At 30.0% G+C, this 22,682-nt stretch carries 27 protein-coding genes; 11 read left to right on the forward strand and 16 right to left on the reverse strand.

The genetic code is table 11. The annotated features are described in order from the left end of the window. Positions 1-411 (reverse strand): helix-turn-helix domain-containing protein (locus ACREV6_RS04490; RefSeq protein ID WP_431576829.1); only part of this gene is annotated, 411 nt, incomplete at its 3' end. Between the two features lie 557 nt (positions 412-968). Between ACREV6_RS04490 and ACREV6_RS04495 the strand changes: the two genes are divergently transcribed. Together ACREV6_RS04495 and ACREV6_RS04500 are read left to right on the forward strand one after the other, a co-directional pair. Continuing rightward, complete coding sequence (locus ACREV6_RS04495; RefSeq protein WP_431576830.1) at positions 969-1,754, forward strand: GNAT family N-acetyltransferase; 786 nt, start codon at positions 969-971, stop codon at positions 1,752-1,754. Positions 1,755-1,880: 126 nt separating this feature from the next. Continuing rightward, the gene (locus ACREV6_RS04500; RefSeq protein ID WP_431576831.1) at positions 1,881-2,726 is read left to right on the forward strand and encodes a DUF2785 domain-containing protein; all 846 of its coding nucleotides are present in this window, start codon (positions 1,881-1,883) and stop codon (positions 2,724-2,726) included. 56 nt (positions 2,727-2,782) lie between these two features. On the opposite strand, the gene ACREV6_RS04505 is transcribed toward ACREV6_RS04500, so the two are convergent. The 5 genes from ACREV6_RS04505 to ACREV6_RS04525 all read right to left on the reverse strand — a co-directional run bounded on the left by ACREV6_RS04505 (position 2,783) and on the right by ACREV6_RS04525 (position 5,183). After that, complete coding sequence (locus ACREV6_RS04505) at positions 2,783-3,193, reverse strand: hypothetical protein (protein WP_431576832.1); 411 nt, start codon at positions 3,191-3,193, stop codon at positions 2,783-2,785. A gap of 40 nt (positions 3,194-3,233) precedes the next feature. Next, a complete protein-coding gene (locus ACREV6_RS04510; RefSeq protein WP_431576833.1) occupies positions 3,234-3,575 on the reverse strand; it encodes a zinc ribbon domain-containing protein in 342 nt (113 codons plus the stop codon). A gap of 1 nt (position 3,576) precedes the next feature. Beyond that, the gene (locus ACREV6_RS04515; RefSeq protein WP_431576834.1) at positions 3,577-3,867 is read right to left on the reverse strand and encodes a hypothetical protein; all 291 of its coding nucleotides are present in this window, start codon (positions 3,865-3,867) and stop codon (positions 3,577-3,579) included. Next, a complete protein-coding gene (gene sigY, locus ACREV6_RS04520) occupies positions 3,864-4,391 on the reverse strand; it encodes an RNA polymerase sigma factor SigY (protein WP_431576835.1) in 528 nt (175 codons plus the stop codon). The genes ACREV6_RS04515 and sigY overlap by 4 nt, the downstream gene beginning before the upstream one ends. A 222-nt stretch (positions 4,392-4,613) precedes the next feature. Continuing rightward, positions 4,614-5,183 (reverse strand): GDSL-type esterase/lipase family protein, encoded by a 570-nt coding sequence (locus tag ACREV6_RS04525; RefSeq protein WP_431576836.1) that lies wholly within the window; start codon positions 5,181-5,183, stop codon positions 4,614-4,616. 199 nt (positions 5,184-5,382) lie between these two features. Here ACREV6_RS04525 and ACREV6_RS04530 point away from each other — a divergent pair, with 199 nt between their 5' ends. From ACREV6_RS04530 to ACREV6_RS04545, 4 genes are read left to right on the forward strand one after another with little or no spacing between them, the layout of a single operon-like run. Beyond that, the gene (locus tag ACREV6_RS04530; RefSeq protein ID WP_431576837.1) at positions 5,383-5,745 is read left to right on the forward strand and encodes a GntR family transcriptional regulator; all 363 of its coding nucleotides are present in this window, start codon (positions 5,383-5,385) and stop codon (positions 5,743-5,745) included. 12 nt (positions 5,746-5,757) lie between these two features. Then, positions 5,758-6,627: an ABC transporter ATP-binding protein gene (locus ACREV6_RS04535; RefSeq protein WP_431576838.1), complete on the forward strand. Its 870-nt coding sequence runs from the start codon at positions 5,758-5,760 to the stop codon at positions 6,625-6,627. Next, complete coding sequence (locus ACREV6_RS04540) at positions 6,611-7,399, forward strand: hypothetical protein (RefSeq protein ID WP_431576839.1); 789 nt, start codon at positions 6,611-6,613, stop codon at positions 7,397-7,399. Before ACREV6_RS04535 ends, ACREV6_RS04540 begins: the two co-directional genes overlap by 17 nt. Position 7,400: 1 nt before the next feature. Beyond that, complete coding sequence (locus ACREV6_RS04545; RefSeq protein ID WP_431576840.1) at positions 7,401-8,021, forward strand: ABC-2 transporter permease; 621 nt, start codon at positions 7,401-7,403, stop codon at positions 8,019-8,021. Positions 8,022-8,057: 36 nt separating this feature from the next. Here ACREV6_RS04545 and ACREV6_RS04550 read toward each other — a convergent pair whose 3' ends face one another. The 5 genes from ACREV6_RS04550 to ACREV6_RS04570 form a co-directional block, all read right to left on the reverse strand. Next, entirely contained in the window at positions 8,058-8,525 is a 468-nt protein-coding gene (locus ACREV6_RS04550) for an HAD family hydrolase (RefSeq protein WP_431576841.1), read from the reverse strand. A gap of 26 nt (positions 8,526-8,551) precedes the next feature. Beyond that, positions 8,552-9,103: a phosphate ABC transporter ATP-binding protein gene (locus ACREV6_RS04555; protein WP_431576842.1), complete on the reverse strand. Its 552-nt coding sequence runs from the start codon at positions 9,101-9,103 to the stop codon at positions 8,552-8,554. Then, positions 9,073-9,945, reverse strand: a complete 873-nt coding sequence (locus tag ACREV6_RS04560) for a PstA family ABC transporter permease (protein WP_431576843.1) — start codon at positions 9,943-9,945, stop codon at positions 9,073-9,075. The genes ACREV6_RS04555 and ACREV6_RS04560 overlap by 31 nt, the downstream gene beginning before the upstream one ends. A gap of 178 nt (positions 9,946-10,123) precedes the next feature. After that, positions 10,124-10,828, reverse strand: coding sequence for a phosphate ABC transporter permease subunit PstC (gene pstC / locus ACREV6_RS04565; protein WP_431576854.1), 705 nt, complete (start codon positions 10,826-10,828; stop codon positions 10,124-10,126). Positions 10,829-10,888: 60 nt separating this feature from the next. Further along, positions 10,889-11,809 (reverse strand): phosphate ABC transporter substrate-binding protein, encoded by a 921-nt coding sequence (locus tag ACREV6_RS04570; RefSeq protein WP_431576844.1) that lies wholly within the window; start codon positions 11,807-11,809, stop codon positions 10,889-10,891. A 399-nt stretch (positions 11,810-12,208) separates the two neighbouring features. Here ACREV6_RS04570 and ACREV6_RS04575 point away from each other — a divergent pair, with 399 nt between their 5' ends. From ACREV6_RS04575 to ACREV6_RS04585, 3 genes are read left to right on the forward strand one after another with little or no spacing between them, the layout of a single operon-like run. Continuing rightward, the gene (locus ACREV6_RS04575) at positions 12,209-13,201 is read left to right on the forward strand and encodes a GTP-binding protein (protein WP_431576845.1); all 993 of its coding nucleotides are present in this window, start codon (positions 12,209-12,211) and stop codon (positions 13,199-13,201) included. Between the two features lie 15 nt (positions 13,202-13,216). Then, positions 13,217-14,788 carry a permease gene (locus tag ACREV6_RS04580; RefSeq protein ID WP_431576846.1) on the forward strand — a complete coding sequence of 524 codons (1,572 nt, stop codon included), beginning with the start codon at positions 13,217-13,219 and terminating at the stop codon, positions 14,786-14,788. A 14-nt stretch (positions 14,789-14,802) separates the two neighbouring features. Continuing rightward, a complete protein-coding gene (locus ACREV6_RS04585; protein WP_431576847.1) occupies positions 14,803-15,624 on the forward strand; it encodes a TIGR03943 family putative permease subunit in 822 nt (273 codons plus the stop codon). Positions 15,625-15,712: 88 nt separating this feature from the next. Here the strand turns inward: ACREV6_RS04585 and ACREV6_RS04590 are convergent, their stop codons facing one another. Genes ACREV6_RS04590 through ACREV6_RS04600 form a run of 3 tightly spaced genes read right to left on the reverse strand, consistent with a single transcriptional unit; the run spans position 15,713 to position 18,329 of the window. Then, positions 15,713-16,555, reverse strand: a complete 843-nt coding sequence (locus tag ACREV6_RS04590) for a metal ABC transporter permease (protein WP_431576848.1) — start codon at positions 16,553-16,555, stop codon at positions 15,713-15,715. Next, positions 16,555-17,379: a metal ABC transporter ATP-binding protein gene (locus ACREV6_RS04595; RefSeq protein ID WP_431576855.1), complete on the reverse strand. Its 825-nt coding sequence runs from the start codon at positions 17,377-17,379 to the stop codon at positions 16,555-16,557. The genes ACREV6_RS04590 and ACREV6_RS04595 overlap by 1 nt, the downstream gene beginning before the upstream one ends. A 32-nt stretch (positions 17,380-17,411) precedes the next feature. Then, positions 17,412-18,329: a metal ABC transporter substrate-binding protein gene (locus ACREV6_RS04600; RefSeq protein ID WP_431576849.1), complete on the reverse strand. Its 918-nt coding sequence runs from the start codon at positions 18,327-18,329 to the stop codon at positions 17,412-17,414. 316 nt (positions 18,330-18,645) lie between these two features. On the opposite strand from ACREV6_RS04600, the gene ACREV6_RS04605 reads away from it, so the two are divergent. After that, entirely contained in the window at positions 18,646-19,845 is a 1,200-nt protein-coding gene (locus ACREV6_RS04605; RefSeq protein ID WP_431576850.1) for a hypothetical protein, read from the forward strand. Positions 19,846-19,976: 131 nt separating this feature from the next. Here ACREV6_RS04605 and serS read toward each other — a convergent pair whose 3' ends face one another. Next, complete coding sequence (gene serS / locus ACREV6_RS04610; protein ID WP_431576851.1) at positions 19,977-21,251, reverse strand: serine--tRNA ligase; 1,275 nt, start codon at positions 21,249-21,251, stop codon at positions 19,977-19,979. Between the two features lie 375 nt (positions 21,252-21,626). Next, positions 21,627-21,881, reverse strand: coding sequence for a hypothetical protein (locus tag ACREV6_RS04615; RefSeq protein WP_431576852.1), 255 nt, complete (start codon positions 21,879-21,881; stop codon positions 21,627-21,629). Between the two features lie 173 nt (positions 21,882-22,054). Between ACREV6_RS04615 and ACREV6_RS04620 the strand changes: the two genes are divergently transcribed. Beyond that, positions 22,055-22,513, forward strand: a complete 459-nt coding sequence (locus ACREV6_RS04620; protein ID WP_431576853.1) for a rhodanese-like domain-containing protein — start codon at positions 22,055-22,057, stop codon at positions 22,511-22,513. The last annotated feature ends 169 nt before the right edge of the window (positions 22,514-22,682 follow it).

The raw sequence follows: 22,682 nt of genomic DNA on the forward strand, positions 1-22,682 counted from the left end.
TTTTACTTTACCTAGTTTAGGTAATTGAACTAAATTGTTATGAAATAAAACCTTGATATTGTTATTTGTAAAGTTAGTAGTGTAAGAATAATTATGATCATGTTTTGATTTGAATTTAGGAAAACCAGTATGTTCTATAAAAAATTTCTGATAAGCATTATCTAAATTATAAATAGAATTAGTTAAAGCAAATTTATCTACCTCTTTAAGCCAAAGGTATTCTTTTTTTAATTCTCTATTGCAGTAATTGTTGCAGTCAGTTTTTGATAAACTCTTTTTAACAGTTTCATATAATTCTATTTTTTTAGCTAATATTTTATTATAAATAAACCTTACGCAACCAAATGTCTTAGCTAATTGTGTTTCTTGTTCCACTGTTGGGTAAATACAATATTTAAATCCTTTTACCATAGATAAATTCACCTACCTTTCTACTTTTATTTTTTGCTATTAATATAATTTTCATACTAGCAGTTATAACTTTATATCTATATTTAACACACCAATCAATATGCTATTCTATTGAATAAACATAGCCACTTCCATAATATACTTGAGCCATTACTTTCACCTCTAAATATAAATTAACAATATGCAAGTCGACCTAACTCATGGCTGAAGCCACAAGAGTGCGGTCGAAGCCTTTCAATTAATACATTTAGTTAAGACTAACTATCTTCATGATTTTATCTCCTTTTTAATATTTATTTTTATAAGCTAGACTTTATTATTTGTATTTAATTTAGCATTAACTTGTACATTTATCAATATTTCTTATTTATTAGGCCACTGCCCTTATATATGTTTCTATACTAAAAAACCAAATTTTAAAATTAGGAAAGTTTTCTTATAAAAACTCTTTCTATTGTATGCCCTATACAATGAATGTGATAATAAGATTGAGTAGTTTATATATAAAGAAACTCGTTCTATGAATCCATTTTTCGTAAAATATTATATAGAAAGAAGTGATTATAATTATCTATAAAACTGATATTAATTTAAGAAAACAATTGTTTTCTATGTTCGGAAATACAAATAACACTATTATTCTTTCATGTCTTCAAGGGCATATGGGAACTGCTTGGGTTGACAATCTCACAAACCCTACAGTTGCACAAGTTTCAGTAGGTATTTTTGTATTTTACGCTGGGAATCCCTATGCAAAGGCTACAGAAGAGTTACTACTTAATCTTCCTGAGGATATTTTAGTAATTGTTAATAATGATGAATGGAAAAATCGTATAGAAACTTTTTATAGTGGTTCTATAGAAAAATTCCAACGCTATGCATTCAAAAAGAATCCTGAACATCTAAATCATAATCATATACAATCCTTTTTATCAAGACTACCAGAAGGATACGAGCTTAAAAAAATAGATACATCCTTAGCACAGGATCCATCATTCCAAGCACTCTCAGAAGATTTTACAAGCCAGTATATATCCATAGATGATTATATGAATAAAGGCGTAGGGTTTTGTATTTTGCATAAGAGACAAGTTGTATGTGGTGCATCATCATATAGTGTTTATGATGATGGAATTGAGCTTGAAATTGATACGCATCCTGATCATAGAAGAAAAGGACTCGCAACTATAGCAACTTCTGCTTTGATTTTAGATTGTCTTCACAGAGGAAAATATCCTAGCTATGATGCGGCTAACCTTGAATCTGTGGCTTTAGCCCAAAAACTTGGCTATGTATTAGAGGAGCCTTATGACACATACTATATTCATTCCAAAGAGGACTAAAATAATTATATTCAAACTTTCATTGTAATTAAATTACATGGTATAATTATGAAATACATCTTATAAAAAAATGATAGGGTTATTTGTGGATATCTTTACTAATCAATAAACAAGGGGGAAAAGTAAATGCAAAGCATAAATCAACTAAAACAGCAGTTACTAGATATTAGAGACAATAACTGGAGTATTCCAAGTAGTACAAATAAATATGACCTAGCCCTAGAGATGCTAGAAAATATAGGTTCAATAGATCCTGAGCTTAGAGATGAACTTATTTTAGAACTTCTTTATAGCATGATTTCAGAAAATCATTTAACAGATGACGAAGTAAAAAATTTATTGGAACTATCATTAAGTGATAAACATTTATTTTACAATATTGGCAATACCGAAGATGATTCTGTTTTTAACAGAACCTTTACTTTATTAATTATACAAGGAATACTATCCCGTCATAATGAAAGTGAAAACAATCTTTTTACAGAAGAACAAATAAAAAGAATTTATACATCGGTAATCGCATATACAAAGCAAGAAAAAGATACAAGAGGTTATGTAGAAATCAAGGGTTGGGCACATTCAACTGCTCATACCGGTGATGTACTTAGTGAAATTGCACAATGCACTGAAATTAAAAAACCAGAATTAATAGAGATATTAAAAGCAATAAAAGAGAAAGTATGTATAACCCATTATGCATATATAAATTGTGAGGACGAACGCCTCATAGGTGCCGTTACCAACGTATTTGAGAGAGAAATCCTTAATGACGAAGAATTTTTAAGCTGGATAAAAAGCTTTGAAAACATTGAAATGACTGGCAAATACCCTGAAGATCACAATCTAACAAGTAATCGCAAAAACTTTTTATCAGCACTATATTTTAGACTTAAAAGAAGAAATGAGAAAAAATCATTTATGGATACAATAGAGCAGGTATTAAATAATACAACTCCAAACCATTTTAAATAGCAACTACCTTAGACTCTTTCGTATCAGTTAAGTTAACATTAACTGATACGAAAATGCTATTTACTCCAATTAACCTCATAACTTCCACGAGTTTTGTACCCCTTAACAATAATTGTATATTCTCCATCTGATTCCGCTTTTATGTCTTCATTCCCATCAGTATTGCTATCAAGTGTTTTTACAATTTTTTTATTATTATCAAGTATACTTATAACTAATTTACCTTCCTTTACCTTACTTACGAAGTCAATCTTTAGCGTTTCCCCTTCTTTTAGAGATATTTTACGAGTATCCGTCCCATTAAAATATCTATAAGAAACTTTCATTCTACTTGCAGAACTCTTTTCTACACTCATAATTGTGAAATTAGTACCACGCGAAAATTTCATTATAGAAATACTAATAATTATGCTTAGTATTATACAAACAATAGTGAATCCGGCAATAGTCTTTGACTTACTTTTCATAACAATCCCTCCCCCTTTAATCTTTTACAAAATAAGCATTTCATTTTAACTTCTCATTACAGTTAGGGCAGAAATTCCAGTCCTTTTCAACCATATTTCCACAATTGACGCATTGCTTCTTTGTATTATCTCCACAATAGGGACAACTTTTAAGATTTATATCTAACGCTTTCCCACAGTTCTTACATTTTCTCTTCCCAGAACGATTTATAATTAAATAAATTATAAGAGGGACAGGGAAGCTTATCAGCGATAAAATTGACCATAACCAAACATATTCATCGCCTCTTCGCTTTCCATCTAAATATATCCAAAAAGCTTGCCCAAGGTATATGAATAAAAAAATAAAAATTATTGGAAAAATGATCAAAACACCTTTCATACTAACTCCTCCTATACAAATTTATTTTAAGCAAGGGTAAAAATATAATTGTTATAATCCAAGATAGGATTATTTGTATTATTAAAAATATCTTTATTCCCAAAGTTAATAATACTATATAATTCATTGCTACTATTATAAATGTCAGCATAAGCATAGCAATGTTATTTAACCTTATTCCTCGTTTCTCTTTTATACTTTCACCATTTTCAATAATGGAGAGAGTATCAATTTCTTTTATTAATCCTAGTGCTTCTAAAAATTCATCTTTTAAAATATCTTCTTTCATCATATTACCTCCTTAAGAACTTTTCTTAGTGAGCTTATACAGTTACTTATACGAGATTTCACCGTACCTTGTGGACAATCCATTATTTTCGATATTTCCTCTAAACTATATCCATAATAATGTTTTAATATAAAAGAGGTTCTTTTGTTATATGACATTTTTCTTAATTGTTCAATAGCTTCTGTATACTGTAAACTTATCATAACTTTTTCTTCCATATTCTCACAGCATTCTATAGAAATAACATCTTGCCTAAACTCTATATTTTTATTTTTCTTCATATAATCCTTATAAAGGTTAATACTGATTTTTATAAGCCAGGTGGAAAATTTACAGTCACAATTAAACTTTTTAATATTGAGCACTGCCTTTAAAAATGTTTCTTGCGTTATATCCTGTGCAAGCGATTCATTAGTTGTCATTTTGATTACGAAGCCAAAAATCATTTTATAATTTAATTGGAATAAAATATTCAATGAATTTTTGTTTCCATCCTTAGCACGTTGAACTAGTTCTTTTTCATCCAACTACTACCCCGCCTTTCTTAAAAAAAATCAGTACTCTACTAATAATTTACTTCCTTATTGAATTCAATAATTGCTAAAATGTTATTTGAATTTCCAAGTTATCCTGTATATCTTTTACAATAAAATAATTATTATCTAAATTCAACAATTAGACGACTGAAACAGAAAAAAGTTCATTTTATTTTTATCCTAAATATTTCTAAAATAGTAAAGTTCTCCTTCTTAAATCGTTAATAATGCACATTCGCTCATAATTTCATGGCCTTTTTCTGTTAGATGAATCCCATCAATGTACAATTGTTTTGGGTATAAAGTTTTTTTAGCAGTTTCTAAAGCATTATAAAAATCTATAAACAAAACATGTTCTTCATTGCAATAATTTAATACCCACTGCCTATACAATTTGATCTTTTCATTTACTTTTAGATAGTCCACATCAATACTCCAATGTTCAAGTGCTAAATCTTTGTCTATTAGGGTTTGTATGCCTATAATAGGTATTATTCCATATTCTTTTGCTTCCGTAATTAGGCGGCCTATTTTCGCTTCAACTCTACTCACCGTATATCCCTTTAAAAAATCATTACTACCACCCATTATAATTACATGACTTGGAGTTTTTTCTACTATATCAATATAATGCCTAGAAATCATAGCAGCAGTTGTTTCACCATTAACACCTTGATTTATAACTTCTACATCTAATTTTCTTCTAATTAAATCTACCCAACATTTCCCTCTCATAATCCCATATCCATAGGTTAAGCTATCGCCGAAACATACCAATTTCATAAATTTTGTTCAGTCCTTTCTAAATCATATTTAAATTTAATATTTATAATATATAAAACCATAATTTATGATTCCGTTATATTTTCATATATAAGTATAACATTAAATCCATTGACAATAAGTTGAAAATGCGATATCGTATATATATGGTATACACGATATTGCATTTTATATACGCTAGCTGAAAAGAGGTGAATTAATGAATATTACTATAGATTATACAAGTGACTTACCTATGTATGAACAGATAAAGGCTTGTATCAAATCAAATATACTTTGCGGAAAACTTCAAGCAAGCGACACGCTTCCATCAGTTAGACAGCTAGCTAAGGAATTGAATGTCAGCACTATTACTACAAAAAGGTCATATACGGATTTAGAACATGAAGGCCTTATATATACCGTATCTGGCAAGGGAACTTTTGTAAACACTGTAGATTTATCAAAGTTATTAGTAGAAAGAAAAGATAAATTAATTATAAAATTTAAGAATATGACTGATGAACTAATAGAAGCGGGTATAACTAAAGAAACTCTTATCAAAATAATTGAGACTATATAGGGGGTAATAAAAATGGATAATATATTAGAAGTTTTAAATTTAAATAAAAATTTTAGGGATTTTAATTTACACAATGTAACCTTTACCCTTAAAAAAGGATGCATTATGGGATTTATAGGACAAAATGGTGCAGGAAAAACTACTACTATTAAATTAATATTAAATGCAATAGGGAAATCCTCAGGACAAATCAAAATTTTTGGGAAAGATAATGTGGTTGAAGAGATATTTGTAAAGTCCCAGATTGGGTATGTCCCAGATGAAGATTATTTTATGAGTAGCTCTACTATACAAAATCATGCAGACGCACTACAAGTATTTTATGATAATTGGAGTGAAGATATTTTCAATAACTATATTTCTAAATGGAAAATCCCTTTGCAACAGAAAATAGGTGAGTTTTCTAAGGGTATGAAAACAAAAGCAATGTTCGCTCTTGCCTTCGCACATAAGCCAAACCTATTAATTCTAGATGAACCTACCGCAGGACTTGATCCTGTTGCAAGAATTGAGATTTTAGATATACTTCGTGAGTTTGTGTCTGATGGAGAAAAATCAGTATTTTTTTCAACACATATTACCTCAGATTTAGATAAAATAGCCGATTATATAACTTTAATTCATGATGGTAAAATAATAGAAAGCCTTTCAATTGATAAACTTGAAGAAAAATATATTGTATTAACTGGTGGCATAGAAGAGCTAAAGGGACTTGAAGATCAGTTTATTGGAATTAGAAAAGGTGAGATTACTTTTGAGGGTTTGATATTAAGAGAAAAAGCTAATGAATATTTTAAAGATATCAAAGGTGCTAACCCTAGTGTTGAAAATCTATTAACCTTTAGTATTTGGGGGTATAGTAGTTATGAAAAGAATTCTTAAGATAATTGAAGCTCACTGGTTTCTAGATCCAAGCGGCTCTAATTGGTTAATACCTGCATCTATCATTATTACAGGACTAATATCAATAACGATATGTACTGAAACAACAAAGACTGTACACAATTATATATGTAGCGGAACAACAATAGGGTTCAGTGCCATAGTTCTTAAGGTACTAAATTTAATGATTTTATCTTGTGTATCTCTTTTTAACGCTCAACGTGTTTCTACGCGAAAAGGAAAAGTCACTGTTAATATGAATGATTTTCTAATACAGGCGCCAATATTAAAAAAAGATTTATTTAATGCCAAATTCATCATTTTTCAAGTGGTAAGTATCCCCCTTTTTATTGTAGTAATATATTTTATAAGATTAAATGTTTTTATCAGCACAAGTGAGCTTATATCAGCATATTCAGGATTTCTAGTATTAATCTATTGTATATGGACTATGACTTTGAGTATTTCAATAGGATTTTCATCGATGTCTGCTAAAAAATATAAGGTCTTTAGGTATTTATTTCCTGTATTATTGTTATTATCAATGGTATTTGCAATTTATTTATCAAATATCCCCTATGTGCAACCAGGCACTTTAGTAAGCCAGCAAAATATGTTCAGTGGTTTAGGACCAAGGTTTATTCCTATATTAAAAGCTTGTAGCCATATCGGTGGTGTTTCAGGGTTAATTGTTATACTTATTTCATCTATAATTAGTTATTATTTAAGTTGTAAGTTACCTTTAAAAATCTCCCAGGAGGTGGGTAATTGAAATGAAAGAATTACTATTAAACTATGTTAAAATGCTTAAAGCTGGGTTCTTTTATAAAACCTTTTTATATGCATTGCTTTTAATTAGCCCCTCAGTAGTAAAGGCTTTCTCTTCTGTGCGAAGTGACTTTTATGAAATATTTTTTGTAATCATAGTAGGCTTTATTATTGTATCCTTGGGTATGAATGAAATATCAGAAAAAAAATATATTTTCTGTTTGACCCTTCCGATAAAAACTAAAGATATTATAAAAATGGCATATTTTCATACCTATATAATTTATATTTTAGGTTTCATTGGTACTATTTTTGTATCAATTTTTAGTCATCAGGAATTGCCTAAGTTGTACTTATTATTTATTGTGCTTTATCTTTTATGTACAAACTTACTTTATCCAACTTTAGCTTCCTGTGAATTAAAGCCAATCAATGATCCAGGGTCATATGTATGGGCTACAATAGTTACGCTGGGTATGGGTTTTATTGCCTTATGTTCATGGATTGTTGGACTTACTACTGTTTTAAATTGGGGCATCCTAGCAATTATAATTGTTAGTTTCCTAGCAGCATTGACACTTAAGATGTCTTATAAAGCAACATTTAAAAAAGTAATGGGATTTTAAGTCAAAAGGCGACCTAATTAATAGGTCGTCTTTTAATTAATCTCTTAATGTTGCTCTTATTCTATCCTTTTTTAAAATCATATTAAATACTTCCTTAATATCCTTACAAGTTATATGTGAATTAATTATAGCTTGTGATGAACACCCTTCTTCACCTAAAATGGCTATGGATAGAGCTGCTTTTTTTAACATTTCTACATCATTAAGTCCATTACCCACTGCTAACGTATACTCCCCTCCTATTTTTTCAACAAACTCTTTTTTATAAATTGTGGCGTTTCCCTTAGAAAAAGTTTCAACATTAACGGGGAGGGATTTACATTGTGTTCTAACATTCCCATAAGTATCTGCAGTTATTATGTAAATATTTAATTCTCGACTTATGCTTATAAGCATTTTTTTAACATCCTCTGACATTATGCCGTCTACTGCAAGCGTACCATTATAGTCAAATACAACATTTTTTATTTCTAAATTACTTCTTCCTGGTATATTTATCTCCAAATTTATTTCTCCTTTAAATATATTTTTTATCCAAATAGTCCACTAACGTATTGTTTTGTGCTCTCATTTTCTGGATTTGTAAATATTTTTTCAGTTTTATCATACTCCTGTATTTGTCCATCCATCATAAAAGCAGTGTAGTCTGAAATCCGCCTAGCTTGAGCTAAATTATGGGTTACTATTATTATAGTATATTTTTCACTAAGTTTTTTTAGGGTTTCTTCAATTATAGCAATATTATTTAAATCCAGCGCTGAGCAAGGCTCATCCATTAAAATTATTTCAGGTTCCACTGTAAGTGTTCTAGCTATACAAAGCCTTTGCTGTTGTCCTCCAGACAATTTAAGTGCTGATGACTTTAAAATATCCTTTACTTCATCGTATAATCCTACCATTTTTAGTTTTTCTTCTAAAATAACATTTAATTTTGATTTGTCATTAATTCCATAATATTTAAGGGCATATACCATATTCTTATAAATAGACAAGGGGAAGGGCGTCGGCATCTGAAACACACAACCAATATTTTTTCTAAGCTGTTCTTTTTTTATATTATTTGTAGTTTGTCCTTTAAACATAATATTACCTTGGATTTTACAATTGTTTTCTTCTTCAATAATCCTATTAAATTAATCAAAAAAAGAAGTATCAAAAGTACTAATGCAGTTCCATAAGCTTTTTTAAAAGAAACCCCTTGACTTACTAAAATATATAAATGATAAGGAAGTGCCATAACTGGAGAAAGTAATGAATTTGGATTACCTGTAGACACCACTGCCGAAGTAAGCATAATGGGTGCTACTGCGCCCATTGCAAATCCTCCTGACATTATAATTCCAGAGAAAACTTCATTTTTACACTGTGGAATAACTATGTAAAAAAAAGTGTAACATTTATCCACTCCTAGTGCAAATGAGGATAGGGTTAATTTTTTATCTACTTCTAAGATGGCTTTTTCCGTAATAACCTCAATGTATGGAAAAATCATTATACCTAGAGTAATTCCTCCAGAAATTAAACTTACACCAAAACCACTAAAATAAACTAAAAAAGAATATCCAAAGAGTCCAAGTACAATAGATGGAATACCAGCTATTGTACTCACTATTAAATGGACCAACCCCTTAATCTTTTTATTCTTACAATAAAAACATAGAAAAATAGCCATAGCTACTCCTAAAATTGATGCACTTATGCAAGCAATAAGCATTAGGGCTAAGCTTCCCAATATAGCTGGAAGTATTCCACCTTCCATACCAAGAGGGGTTCCTTTTGGAGATGATAGAATGAATTCGAGATTAATTGATGAAAAACCTTTTATAAAAACATATATGAATATAAATAGGATTACTGATACCACAATAAAACCACTTACAAAATACCACAATATAAAAGGAATATTTTTTAAAGATCTATTCATTTTTAATCCCTTCTTTATAAATTAATTCTTCTACTTATGCTGTAGAATAAAGCATTTATTAATAAAAGCAATATCATAAGTACAAAACCTGCTGCAAAAAGTGCATGATAATGAAGGCTTCCAATTTGAGCAGAACCCATCTCAAGTGCAATAAGCGATGATATAGTTTCTGATTTTCCTAAAATTTTGGCATAAGAGGACTGTTGCCAATTACCATCATAACTGCCATAGTTTCACCCATAGCTCTCCCAGTAGCCAGTATGGCAGACGCTATTATGCTTCGCGTACAAGCAGGTAATATAAGATTGTTCATCATATAAAATTTTGATTCAACAAGTGCGTAAGAGTGTACACTATATTTTTTGTTAATCTTAGTTATAGTTTCAGTGCAAGAAGATACCACATATGGCAAAATCATTATAGAAAGTAGTATTCCAGCCACTAATACTGATTCCCCTGTAGAAAAGGAAAAATATTTTTCAAAAAATTTAACTAATACAGAAAGCCCAATAAATCCATATACTACTGAGGGAATACCGGCTAATATGTTAACAGAAACCTTTAGAATCCTAGCTAATTTTACAGGTAATAAAACAGATATAACCATGGCAAACCCAACTCCTATAGGAATGGCTATGGCTATAGCAATAACTGACACAATCATAGTTGCTGCTATAAAAGGTTTTATTGATACCTGGGGGTTAATACCTAAAGGCTGCCATTCCGTTCCAAAAAGAAAAGAATATAAGGAAACTCTATTAAATAACCCAATACTTTCTTTAAAAATAAATATTAATATTAAAACTAAGATGGCAACAGAAACAAGTGCTAGAAATTTTATTAAAACAGAAAAGCCTTTTTCAATATAGTTTCTCATTAACATCACCTTTTCATATATAAATAAACTCGCTAATAATTAAACTCAGCGAGCTTGTTTACTTACTTATTTTGAGGACTTAAAAGGTACAAATCCTAACTCTTTAACTATTTTCAAACCTTCATCAGAAGTTATATAATTAATAAAAGCTTTTTCTTGTCCATTTAATTCACTATTTTTCATTATTAAAAGAGGTCTAGCTATCTTATACTTACCACTTATTATATTATCTGCTGTTGGTGTTATTTCATCAACATCTAGGGCAATAATTTTACCTTTGTTTGTGTCTACTATACCAACAGATGCATAACCTATAGCATCCTTATTTCCCATAATTTTTTGTCCCAAGGCTCCCATAGAAGGTGATTGTATAGCATCTTTAGTTATTTTTTTGTCACCCATTACAGCCTTTTCAAATACTTCTCCAGCTCCGCCACCAGCGTCTCTAGTTACTACAACAATTTTATTTTTAGGTAATGATGAATCTAGATCACTCCAAAGTTTAGCTTCTCCTGAGAAAATTTTCTGTATTTCTGTGGTAGTTAAGGATTTCTTTTTTGTTAAGATAGGGCTTTGAGGATTTACAGATATAGTAAGGGCATCCATACCTATTTTAAATTCTTTATAAGCAGGCATTTTTGCCTTTTCATCCTTAGAAACTTCCCTTGCCACTAAACCAAAATTGCTTGTTTTTTCTAATGCAGCTTTAATTCCAGTACCTGAACCACCCGAAGATACTGCTATTTCTATAGAAGCATTTGGCAAACTGCTATCTACCTTATCCCAAGTTTTATTTTTAAGTGTAAAATTATCCCCTACCTTCGCTATAATAGGTGCAATTGTAGATGAACCACTAAACATTATTTTGTTTTCTTTTAAATCCTTGTTTTCATTAGAATTGCTTGTAGTTTTACTGTTTCCACATGCAGAAAAAACTAAACTTGCTGCAAGCACAATACTAAGAATTAATCCTGATTTTTTTTTCATATAATATTCCTCCTATTGGATGTATATATTTGTATACTTTTTTACTTCTCTATTCTAATTGAACTTGTTTTAAAAACTTTATAGTTCTAGAATTTTCTGCGTAATTGAATATTTTATCTGGCGAACCCTGTTCTACTATAGTTCCTCAACTAGAGTAACATCAATAATTGTTTGAGTCCAATAGACCATCTCTATAGAAGTGCGTTCAGTTATATAGATTTTCAATAGCATTTTTTATATTTGAATTTCTTTAACTCTTCCATTGCATAACTAAAACGATTATATATCAAAAATAGGTTGTAATTTTTAATACATAATAATATAATAGAATCAAATGTAAATGCGAATGGTTTGCATCTTCATAATTCAATAAAAAAATTATTTTTGGAGGCATAGAAAATGAAAACAAAAATCGACATAATTTCAGGGTTTTTAGGGTCTGGAAAGACTACTTTAATAAAAAAACTACTTCAGGAAAAACTACATAGCGAAAATATAGTTATAATTGAAAATGAATTTGGTGAAATTGGTATTGATGGAAGTATACTTGAAAAATCAAATGTTGAAATAAAAGAAATTAATTCTGGGTGTATATGTTGTACGCTTGTTGGTGAGTTTGAAAAAGCTATCCAAGAGCTTGTAACAAAGTATAATCCAGATAGAATAATTATAGAACCATCTGGCGTAGCAAAACTTTCAGATATAATCAAAGCCTGTGAAACAACTAAATTAAAAAATCTAATAAAAATTAATATGATTATAACTCTTGTAGACATATTAAAATATGAACTATACATAGATAATTTTGGTGAGTTTTTCGAAAATCAAATAGAGAATGCAAAAACAATTATTTTAAGTCGAACTGAAAAATCTGATAGAAAAAATCTAGAGTCTGTGGTTGATTCTATACATAAGTTAAATGATAAGTGTAATATAATAACTACAGCATTAGAGTGCCTAACTTCAGATATTATAATAGATGTTGCAGAGCAAAATGATTCAGCCTCCTTAGAAAATCAAATAAAAAGTGCAAAAAACTTTTCTATAAAAGGTCACACCTACACTAAAGAGAATGAAAATGTAAATTCTAAACCCCATAACCATGCTGCCAATGAAGTTTTTCAAGTTTGGGGCGTAGAAACTCCAAATATATACAAGGAAGACGAATTAAAGAAAATTCTCAGCAGTTTATCCAATGATAAAACTTATGGATTTGTTTTAAGAGGAAAAGGCATTGTACAAAGTGATAAAAATAAATGGTTACAATTTGATTATGTGCCTGGTGAATTTGAAGTGAAAAATATAGACCCTAATTATACAGGAAGGTTATGTATAATAGGTGAAAACTTAAATAAGAATGAACTTTGTAATTTGTTTAATGTAACAGAATAGATGGGGTTTTAGATAATGAAAATAAAAGTAGATATAATTACTGGTTTCTTGGGTTCTGGTAAAACTAAATTTGTAAATGATAAGCTTATAAATGAAGATTTTATAAAAAATAAAATAGTTATAATACAATGTGAAAAAGGACAGACAACCATAGATTATGATAGTATAGAAAATGAAAATTTGTTTATTGAAAATGTAAGTAAACAAAATCCTATAAATGTAGAGTATATGAATAAAATCATTGAAAAATACAAACCAAATAAAATCATTATAGAAGCCAACGGCATAAAAAAAATTGATGACTTATTGGAAATTTTTTACTATTTTAGTATAAGTAGAAAATGCACTGCGCCTAACATTGTGCATCTTATTGATGCCACAACCTTTGATCTTTTTATGAATAATCTTGGCGAAATACTTATAAACCAAATTTCAAATAGTGATTTTATCATTCTAAAGAATACAAATGATTTAAATACGGAAAAAATAAAGAATATAAAAGGAACTTTAAGAGAGATAAACAAGTCAGCTAAAATAAGTGAAGAAATTTTAATTGAGACTAAACCGAAATTTTTCAATAATGAACTTTTACTTCTCATGACAATCTTTTTTTTAACTGCAGCCTATTTTTTGTATTCTATTATAAAACCAATAGGCTTTGAAATTACTAATATAATTTTACCTTGGCTACAAAGATTCAATACAGTATTTCTAAGCATTTTAATTCAAGCCTTTCCCTTTATATTATTTGGTGTATTTTTTTCTTCTATAATACAAGTATTTGTATCAACAGAAAAAATAACAAAGATTTTCCCAAAGAATACTGCACTACAATTTATTGTGGCTATATTGGCAGGATTATTCTTTCCAGTATGCGATTGTGCCATTGTACCTGTAGGAGCACGGCTTATAAAAAAAGGCGTACCTCTCCCTGCAGCTATAACATTTATGCTCGCTGCGCCTATAGTAAATCCAATTGTTATTGCTTCTACTTTATATGCATTTCCAAACCAACCACTTATAGCGGTGTATAGGACATGCTTAGGCATTATAGTAGCGTTTTTTGTTGGCTTGGTATTTCTTCTTTCTCCCGAAAAAAATCCTATGCTATTAAACAATAGCAATAAATCATTTTGTAATTGTGGATTCTGTAGTGATGATTATAATAATATAGCTGGATTTAGACAAAGGATAGATGCTATATTCAAGCATGCAGGGTCTGAATTTTTTGGAGTAGGAAAATTCTTAATTATTGGTTCATTTCTTTCTAGCATAATGCAGACTATAATCCCAAAAGACCTATTTTCAACCTTAGGTGGAGGAATTATAATTTCAATTTTAATCATGATGTTATTTGCATTTATACTTTCAGTATGCTCAACATCCGATGCTTTTATAGCAAGACCTTTTATAAATCAATTTCCCCTGGGATCAGTAATAGGGTTTTTAGTACTTGGTCCTATGTTAGATATAAAGAACTTGCTTATGCTTTTGGGAAACTTTGAAAAAAGGGTTGTTATTAAACTTGTAATTCTAATAACTGTGATTTCCTTCGTGGTATTAATTTTTTTCTCTATGCTATTCTAATGGAGGTGTAATTTATGCAATTAATGAGACTAAAAAAAATAAACATAGAAGTATTATTAAAACTAATTATATTAATCGGATTCGCATTTTTCTTTTATTACATAATAAAAACAGATAAAGTGCTACTTTACGTTAGCCCTAGGATTATCCCCTATATGAAATTTGGAATTGTAGCAATGATTTTACTTTCACTATTCATTGCAGGCGAATTATTTAAACCAAAGAAAAAAGTAAATATAAAGCCTTATTTATTTTTTATTATTCCTCTGTTTATGACCTTCCTAATACCAACAGCATCAGTTTCTTCAAAGTCAATGTCACGTACAACTCCTAAAAACGTTGAAAAAATTGTTGTTACAAAGCAGAATAACATTTCAGACAATAATATAATAGATACTACTAAAACTACAGATATTAATGCAGAAACTGCAAAGATAAATTCTAGTAAAGTAGATAAATCTTTAAAAATGGAGGATAACACCATCTTTATTAATGATAATAATTTTGTGAAATGGGTACAAGAGATTTCTTATAATATGAATAAATACGAAGGTAAAAAAATTGAACTAACGGGTTTCGTATTTAAAGATAAGGCGTTTAAAATAAATGAGTTTGTTCCAGCTAGATTTATGATGTCCTGTTGCGCAGCAGACCTACAGCCAGTAGGGCTTTTGTGTCATTATGATAAAGCTAAGGATTTAAAACAAGATACATGGATACTTGTCAAAGGAAAAGTAGAAATAATAGATTATAAGGGTGAAAGAATTGCTGTAATTATAGCACAAAGTATAGCCAATGCAGAAAAGCCAAAAAACGAGTACGTCTATCCTTTTTAACAAATAGATTAATACAATTTATCTCATTACTAATTTAATAACTCTATCTATTTATGTTCATAAAAAAAAGGAGCCACAGCTCCTTTTTTTATGAGTAAATTTTCATTTTCATAAAAAATGTAATTCCAAAAAACATTGATGAAATCAGCACCATAGTAGCACCCGAAGCAGACCCTAAAAAATAAGATAAAATAAGTCCTGCTACTCCTGAAATAAGGGCAATTGCTATAGAATATATATGGTACTGCCTCATATTGCTAGAAATATTTCTTGCAGCGGCGGCAGGTAGCACCAGCATGGAACTTATAATTAGAACTCCTACCCATTGGATGGACATTGTTACAATAATTGCAACAGTAATTGTAAATAGATATTCATAAAAATTAATGTTAATGCCCCTGCTTCTTGCCAATAACGGATTTACACTTACTAATAGAAGCTTATTAAAGGCAATTACCCAAATAATAACCACAATTACAAATATAATTGGAAGTATTAACAAATCAATTTGACTAATACTTAATAAATCTCCTATAAGATAAACCGAATATTTTGTAAAGCCGCCTCCAAATGATAACATTACAACTCCAAGCGCAACTGCTGTAGATGAGAAAACACCTATTATGGTATCCGTTGAAGAAGTATTTACATTCTTAACTTTAGTTATTACTACAGCAAGCATAAGTGAAAATGCCAGCATAGACCATATTGGATTTTTAATACCTAAAATTACCCCAATTGCTATTCCCGTGAGAGCTGAATGTCCCAGTGCATCTGAAAAAAAAGCCATTTTATTATTTACAACCATGGTACCAAGTAAACCAAACATAGGAGTGACCAATAAAACACCTAATAATGCATTTTTCATAAATGTATAATGAGCCCAATCAAAGGGAAGTAAAAAATCTACGATACTATACCATAAAGACATTAGTCATCCTCCCTATTGTTTTTGTCTACTAAAACACTATTCCAATCTACACCAAACACATCAATTACTTTTTCATTGCTAAATACTTCCTCTGCCGTACCGCAGCATTCAATGGTTTTATTATTAATAAATGCAATACGATCCGCATATTGAGATACTAAATGTAGATCATGAGAAACTAAAATAATAGATAAATCATATTCTCTTCTTAGATTTGATACAGTTTTATAGAATAACTTTAGCCCATTTTGATCAATTCCTGATACTGGCTCATCTAATAATAATATATCTGGTATAGGCTCTAGCGCTAAGGCTAAAAGCACTCTTTGTAATTCTCCACCGGATAGTACCCCTAAACGCTTATCTATAAGATATTCTCCATCAACCAAAGATAAGCTCTTAAGAGCTTTTCGCCTTATATCTTTTGAAATAGAAAACCAAATCGGTCTACTGCTTAATGTAGCCGCAAAAATATCCAAAACACTTACAGGAGAGCTACTATCAAAATCAAGTTTTTGAGGTACATAACCCATTTTAGGGTTATTTATAACCTTTTTATTTCCGCCAGCAAAAGTAATATGCCCTGAATGTGGTATTCCTCCCAATAAAGCTTTTATGAGTGTACTCTTTCCTGCACCATTGGCTCCTATTATCGCAGTCAAATCTCCACAATGAATGTGGAGATTGACATCTTTTAATATTTCTGTTTTTCCAATAGTCACACCAAAATCTTTTATTTTTGTGCAACATAGTCCACAGCTACACTTCTTACAATCTATATTTTTAATTTTATCACTATTTATTATCTTATTACTATTTGTCATTTTGTTACCACTTGTCAATTTATTACTATTTATCATTTTAATGCCTCTTCCAATACTTTTAAATTACTGTCCATTGTATTAATATACGCATCTGCATCCATAGGTCCTGTAACACCTGGATCAAGGGTATAAATCTTAGAGCCTGATTCTTTTGCAATAGTTTCAACAGCTTTAAGAGGATACTGTGGTTCTGCAAACAATGCTTTTACCTTTAGTTTCTTCACCTGTTCAACAGTCTCTTGCAACTCCTTTGCACTTGGAGCAGAACCAGGTTCACGTTCAATAACTCCTACTATGTTAAGATTAAATTCCTTGGCAAAATACGGAAATGCCTCGTGGAAAGTAACTATGTCACGGTTTTTAATATTATCCAATGACTTGTGCATTTTATCTCTTTGAGCCTCAAGTTTCACTACATATGCATCAGTATTTGCTTTGTACTTTTGTGCATTAGTAGGATCTATTGTAGCTAGCTGCTCTCCTATATTTTTCACCTGAGTTATACCATTAGAAATACTTACCCATAAATGTGGGTTGTATCCCTCGTCACCCTCACCTTTAATCAGTTTTATTCCTTTGCTTGAGTCAATAACTTTAAGATTAGGCATTTGCTTTGTTACCTTATCCATAAATGATTCCATATCTGCACCATTAGTTACAAACACCTGGGAAGCATCTAGTGTTTTCATATCATCAGTAGTAATTGAATAATCATGAAGACATCCTGTGGTGGGTTTTGTCATATTTACAACTTTTACATTTGGAATATCCTTAGCTACATTTAGTGAAAATATGTACATAGGATAAAAGGAGGTTGCAACCGTCAATGTTTTTTTATTATTTGCACCAGCATCAGCTGATACCTCATTGTTTTTTTGCGTTGTACATCCACTAAGGAGCATTACAGATACAATCATTAGTGATGTTAGTTTAGCCATTATATTTTTCATTTTTTTATTCACCCTTTCATTAAATGCAAATCATTTGCATCTAAGTATCTTTTATATTATAGTATTACTGATAAGAAATTGCAACTTTAATTAACTGTTATCTAAAATTTGAAAATTTTTTTCTTATTTCCAATACTTTTTCAATAATATAAACTGCCTATTTATTAAAAATACATATTCTTTGTAAAAAGTCAAAATCACACATAATAATTTGTGTATTCTTAGCGATTATATTATACTATATGAAGTTGAGCTTATTTTAGAAAATATTTTAATAGAGCACAATTTTTATAAATGGTACTAGGGAGGTTTAACTATGGATATCGTAGATGTAATAAATCAAATAAATAAGATAGGCGCAGATACAAAAGATAAAATTGCGCCTTTTCAAGTATTAAAAAAGTTTAAAAGCGGAAGGTCTGCTGCCGGAGTATATATGGTTGAATACGGAACTGCTAATAGAGTAGGTATTTTAAAGGTAACTAAAAACAATGAAGCAAAAGTATTTCAAAAAGCTTACGGCCTGGCCGTAGAAAACAATATGCAAAAGTATATAGCTAAACTCTTATCTAGTTATAAAATTCAAGATAAAAGCAAGGGAACCTTATATGTTAATCTATATGATTTAGCTGGGGATGACATATACAATAGTGTGACATTTTTGGATAAGGTTTTAAATGAAGATGAACTTAAAGATAATATAATATCAGCAATAACTAAGTTTTTATTTACTTGGAACAAAGAGCATGTTAAACAGAACATGTCTCCTATGGATATAGTTAAAAATGAACTTTCATATAGATATATGGATAATAAATACATAAAATCTTTTGAATCCATAGGGATAGACAAAAATATAAAATGGATATCTTTAGATGGAACAGATATATTACTACCTAATCCATATTATTTTTTCAACAATGAAAATGTTTGGAATAATTTAAAGGTGATTTGTCTTACTTCTTATGCACATGGAGATTTTCAAGGAGATAACATTATAATAACTGAAAATAAGCCTATTATAATTGATTTTTGTGACTTACTAGAAGATTGTAATGTTTTCCACGATTTACGATATCTTGAGTCTATAACCATTGGTGATTGTTTAGAAATTGATAAAGAGTCAGATAGGGAATTATGGAGTAAGGTATGTGAAAGTTTAAGTGCTGAAATAACAGATGTAGAACTTCCTCAAGGAAAAGGTATGACTCTTTTACGACAACTTATAAGCAAGCTTCGAGAAAATGTGAAATTAATAGTTTGCGATAGTCGTAACAGCTTATATGATCCTTCATTCCATCTAGCAGGGGCAGCTTGTGGATTAATTAATATGAGAAAATACCCAACTGTGAACAAGAAAAAGGCGGCTTTTATATATGCAGCCTTTAATCTTAAAAACTTTCTCAAAGATGAAGCGGTTAATATGTATGACCCTAAATTAGATTCATGTATGGTGCTTAATTGGAAAGATCTAAAAATCGGTAATAACCTGGTGGTTTTAGAGCCAACTAATTAAAGTTTTTTTAAGGCCATATTAAATAAAATTTACCAGTATTTAATAAATACTAATGCTTGTTTTCTAAAAAACACAATTTAATTTGCATATATATAACAAAAGACCTCTGGAAAAATTCCAGAGGTCTTTTGTTATATTTTTTCTTTGCCTATCCATTTTCTTAATACTTCTGGGACAATAATACTTCCATCCTCTTGCTGCATTTGTTCTACCATTGCAGGAAGTAATCTACTTGTAGCTAGACCTGATGCATTTAAGGTATGAGCATACTCAGTATTTTTACTTCCATTTCTTTTAAATCGAATCATTCCACGTCTTGCTTGAAAGTCACGAGCATTTGATGCTGAACTTACCTCTTTATACTCATTCATGCTAGGAATCCATATCTCTATATCATAAGTTCTTGCCATAGATGCACTGCAGTCCTTTGCAGCTAATTTAGCAACTCGATAATGAAGTCCTAATCCTTGAACAAGCTTCTCTGCCTTACCCAAAAGTTCTTCAAATGCAGCATCCGAATCTTCTGGCTTTGTATATTGAAACATTTCTACCTTATTAAATTGATGTCCTCTAATCATTCCTCGCTCTGATGCTCTGTAGCTTCCTGCTTCCACTCGATAACAAGGGGTATATGAAAAATATTTTTTTGGAAGTTCTTCTTCCTTTAGAATTTCATCCCGATGCAAATTAATTAATGCAGTTTCAGAGGTTGGAAGTAGAAATTGACTATTTTCATTGTTTTTATTATCTGTAACCTTAAAAACTTCATCCTGAAATTTAGGAAACTGGCCTGCTGTTAATCCACACTGGTATGATAAAATATGTGGAGGCAGAATAAATTCATACCCATCTTTTAAATGTTCCTCTATAAAGTAATTAAGAAGAGCCCATTCAAGCCTAGCACCATCACCTTTATAAATCCAAAAACCATTCCCTGCAAGCTTTACTCCCCTTTCATAATCTATTAAATTATGCATTGTTACAAGTTCCACATGATCTCTCGGAATAAATTTAAAATCAGGTTTTTTACCCCACTCTCTTATCACCTTATTATTTTCCTTTCCTCCAGCTAACACATCATCATCTGGCAAATTAGGTAAGGCCTCTAAGAAGGTATTTATCTTTTCTCCAAGTGGAGTCAATCGTTCTTCAAGCATCTTTATATTACTTGAAACCTCTTTCATCTCCAAATAATAACTTTCAATATTTTTACCTTTTCTTTTAAGTTCCGGTATTTCTTTAGACACTTTATTTTTCCTGCTTTTTAAGATATCAATATCAAATATTAATTTTCTTCTTTCGGCGTCCCATTGAAGTAGCTCATCAAAATCAATATTATCCATGCGCTTAGAAAGTGCCTGTTTAACCATTTGCGGGTTTTCTCTAATTAAATTTAAATCTAACATAATATATTTCCTCCTCAATTTCTCTTTTATATTTTCAACAGCTTAGACATTGTAGTTAATATTTTTTAAAACAAAAAACTCCCATCTCTATAAAACTATAGAGACGGGAGCTAAACTCTCGCGGTGCCACTCAATTTGTCATAAGTAAATATGACCACTTTATTGTGCGGTAAAGGACACAAACCTTTCAATTTTTAGCATATTGCTATGGAAGCGGAGGGATTATATTGCACACTGATTTTCACCAAGCATCAGCTCTCTTAATTGCTATAATAATCTTATTTTCCATAATTGCTCTATTATAATAATAGTTTTTAACTTTGCAAAGTTATTCTTTACAAGATAATATCATTAAATGGAATTAAAGTAAAGAATTTATATTAGGTATCTTCTATTTATCTCATATACCTCATATATCCCATCCTTTATAACTTCAAATCTCTCCATAATAGATTTAGCAACTTCAATAGGTCGTTTTATTGAACTTGGCATTTTTTTTGTAAAAATACTTTCAGGTTCAAATACGTTTAATATACCTACTTCTAAGTTATTCTCTCTGTTACATCTACCTCCACTTGCACAATTGAATAACTCCAGCCATAGCTCTATAAACCAATGGAAAATCAACATCAACTCCATCCTCAATTAATTCTTGATATATAAATCATATTCCTTGCTATAGATACCCCCAATACTAACTCTATAACCTATTAGATATGTCTATTGGTTTTTATAATACTGTTCATATATACTATTAAAGGTAACAAATGTTTAATTTTAAAAAAATCGGGGGGGGTATTTAAATGAAAAAGAAATTCACTCTTTTATTAACTGTTTGTATAATTATGTCATCCATACTTGTAGGCTGTGGTAAATCAGCCACTTCGACAAAAACTGAAGCACAAAAAAAATATCAGTACTATACAGCGGATCAATTAAAAACCGCAATAGAAAAAAAGGACCCAATGTACCTAGTAGATATCCAAGTTGAGGCTGACTATAAGGATCATCACATTGTTAACACAATACCAACTTATGCCTATCCAGCAGATACTGCAGAATTAAAAGCTAAAATAGATGTAGCTTTGGATAAAATTAACGCCACAAAAGACCCAATCATTGTAGTTTGCCCAGGTGGTGGTAGCGGTGCAAAAAACACTGTAGGATATTTAATTGATAAAAAAGGTATAGACGCAAATAGACTATTTATCTTAGAAAAAGGTCAAAAAGGTTGGCCTCATGATAGTTTGTTAGAAAAATAATTTGAATTTTACAATACAAAAAGAGCAGAAAATGATTTATTTCGAGAATGTTTATAGATTTGTGTAAATGACTTTAGAAGTGTATATCTAACTAGAAATTAGTATGGGAATTTACTCCTGTACTAATTTTTTATTTTTTGGGCAATACTAATACTGGGGTAATGTAAAT

The sequence above is a fragment of the Clostridium sp. genome, assembly GCF_050717515.1.
Lineage (GTDB): Bacteria > Bacillota > Clostridia > Clostridiales > Clostridiaceae > Clostridium_AD.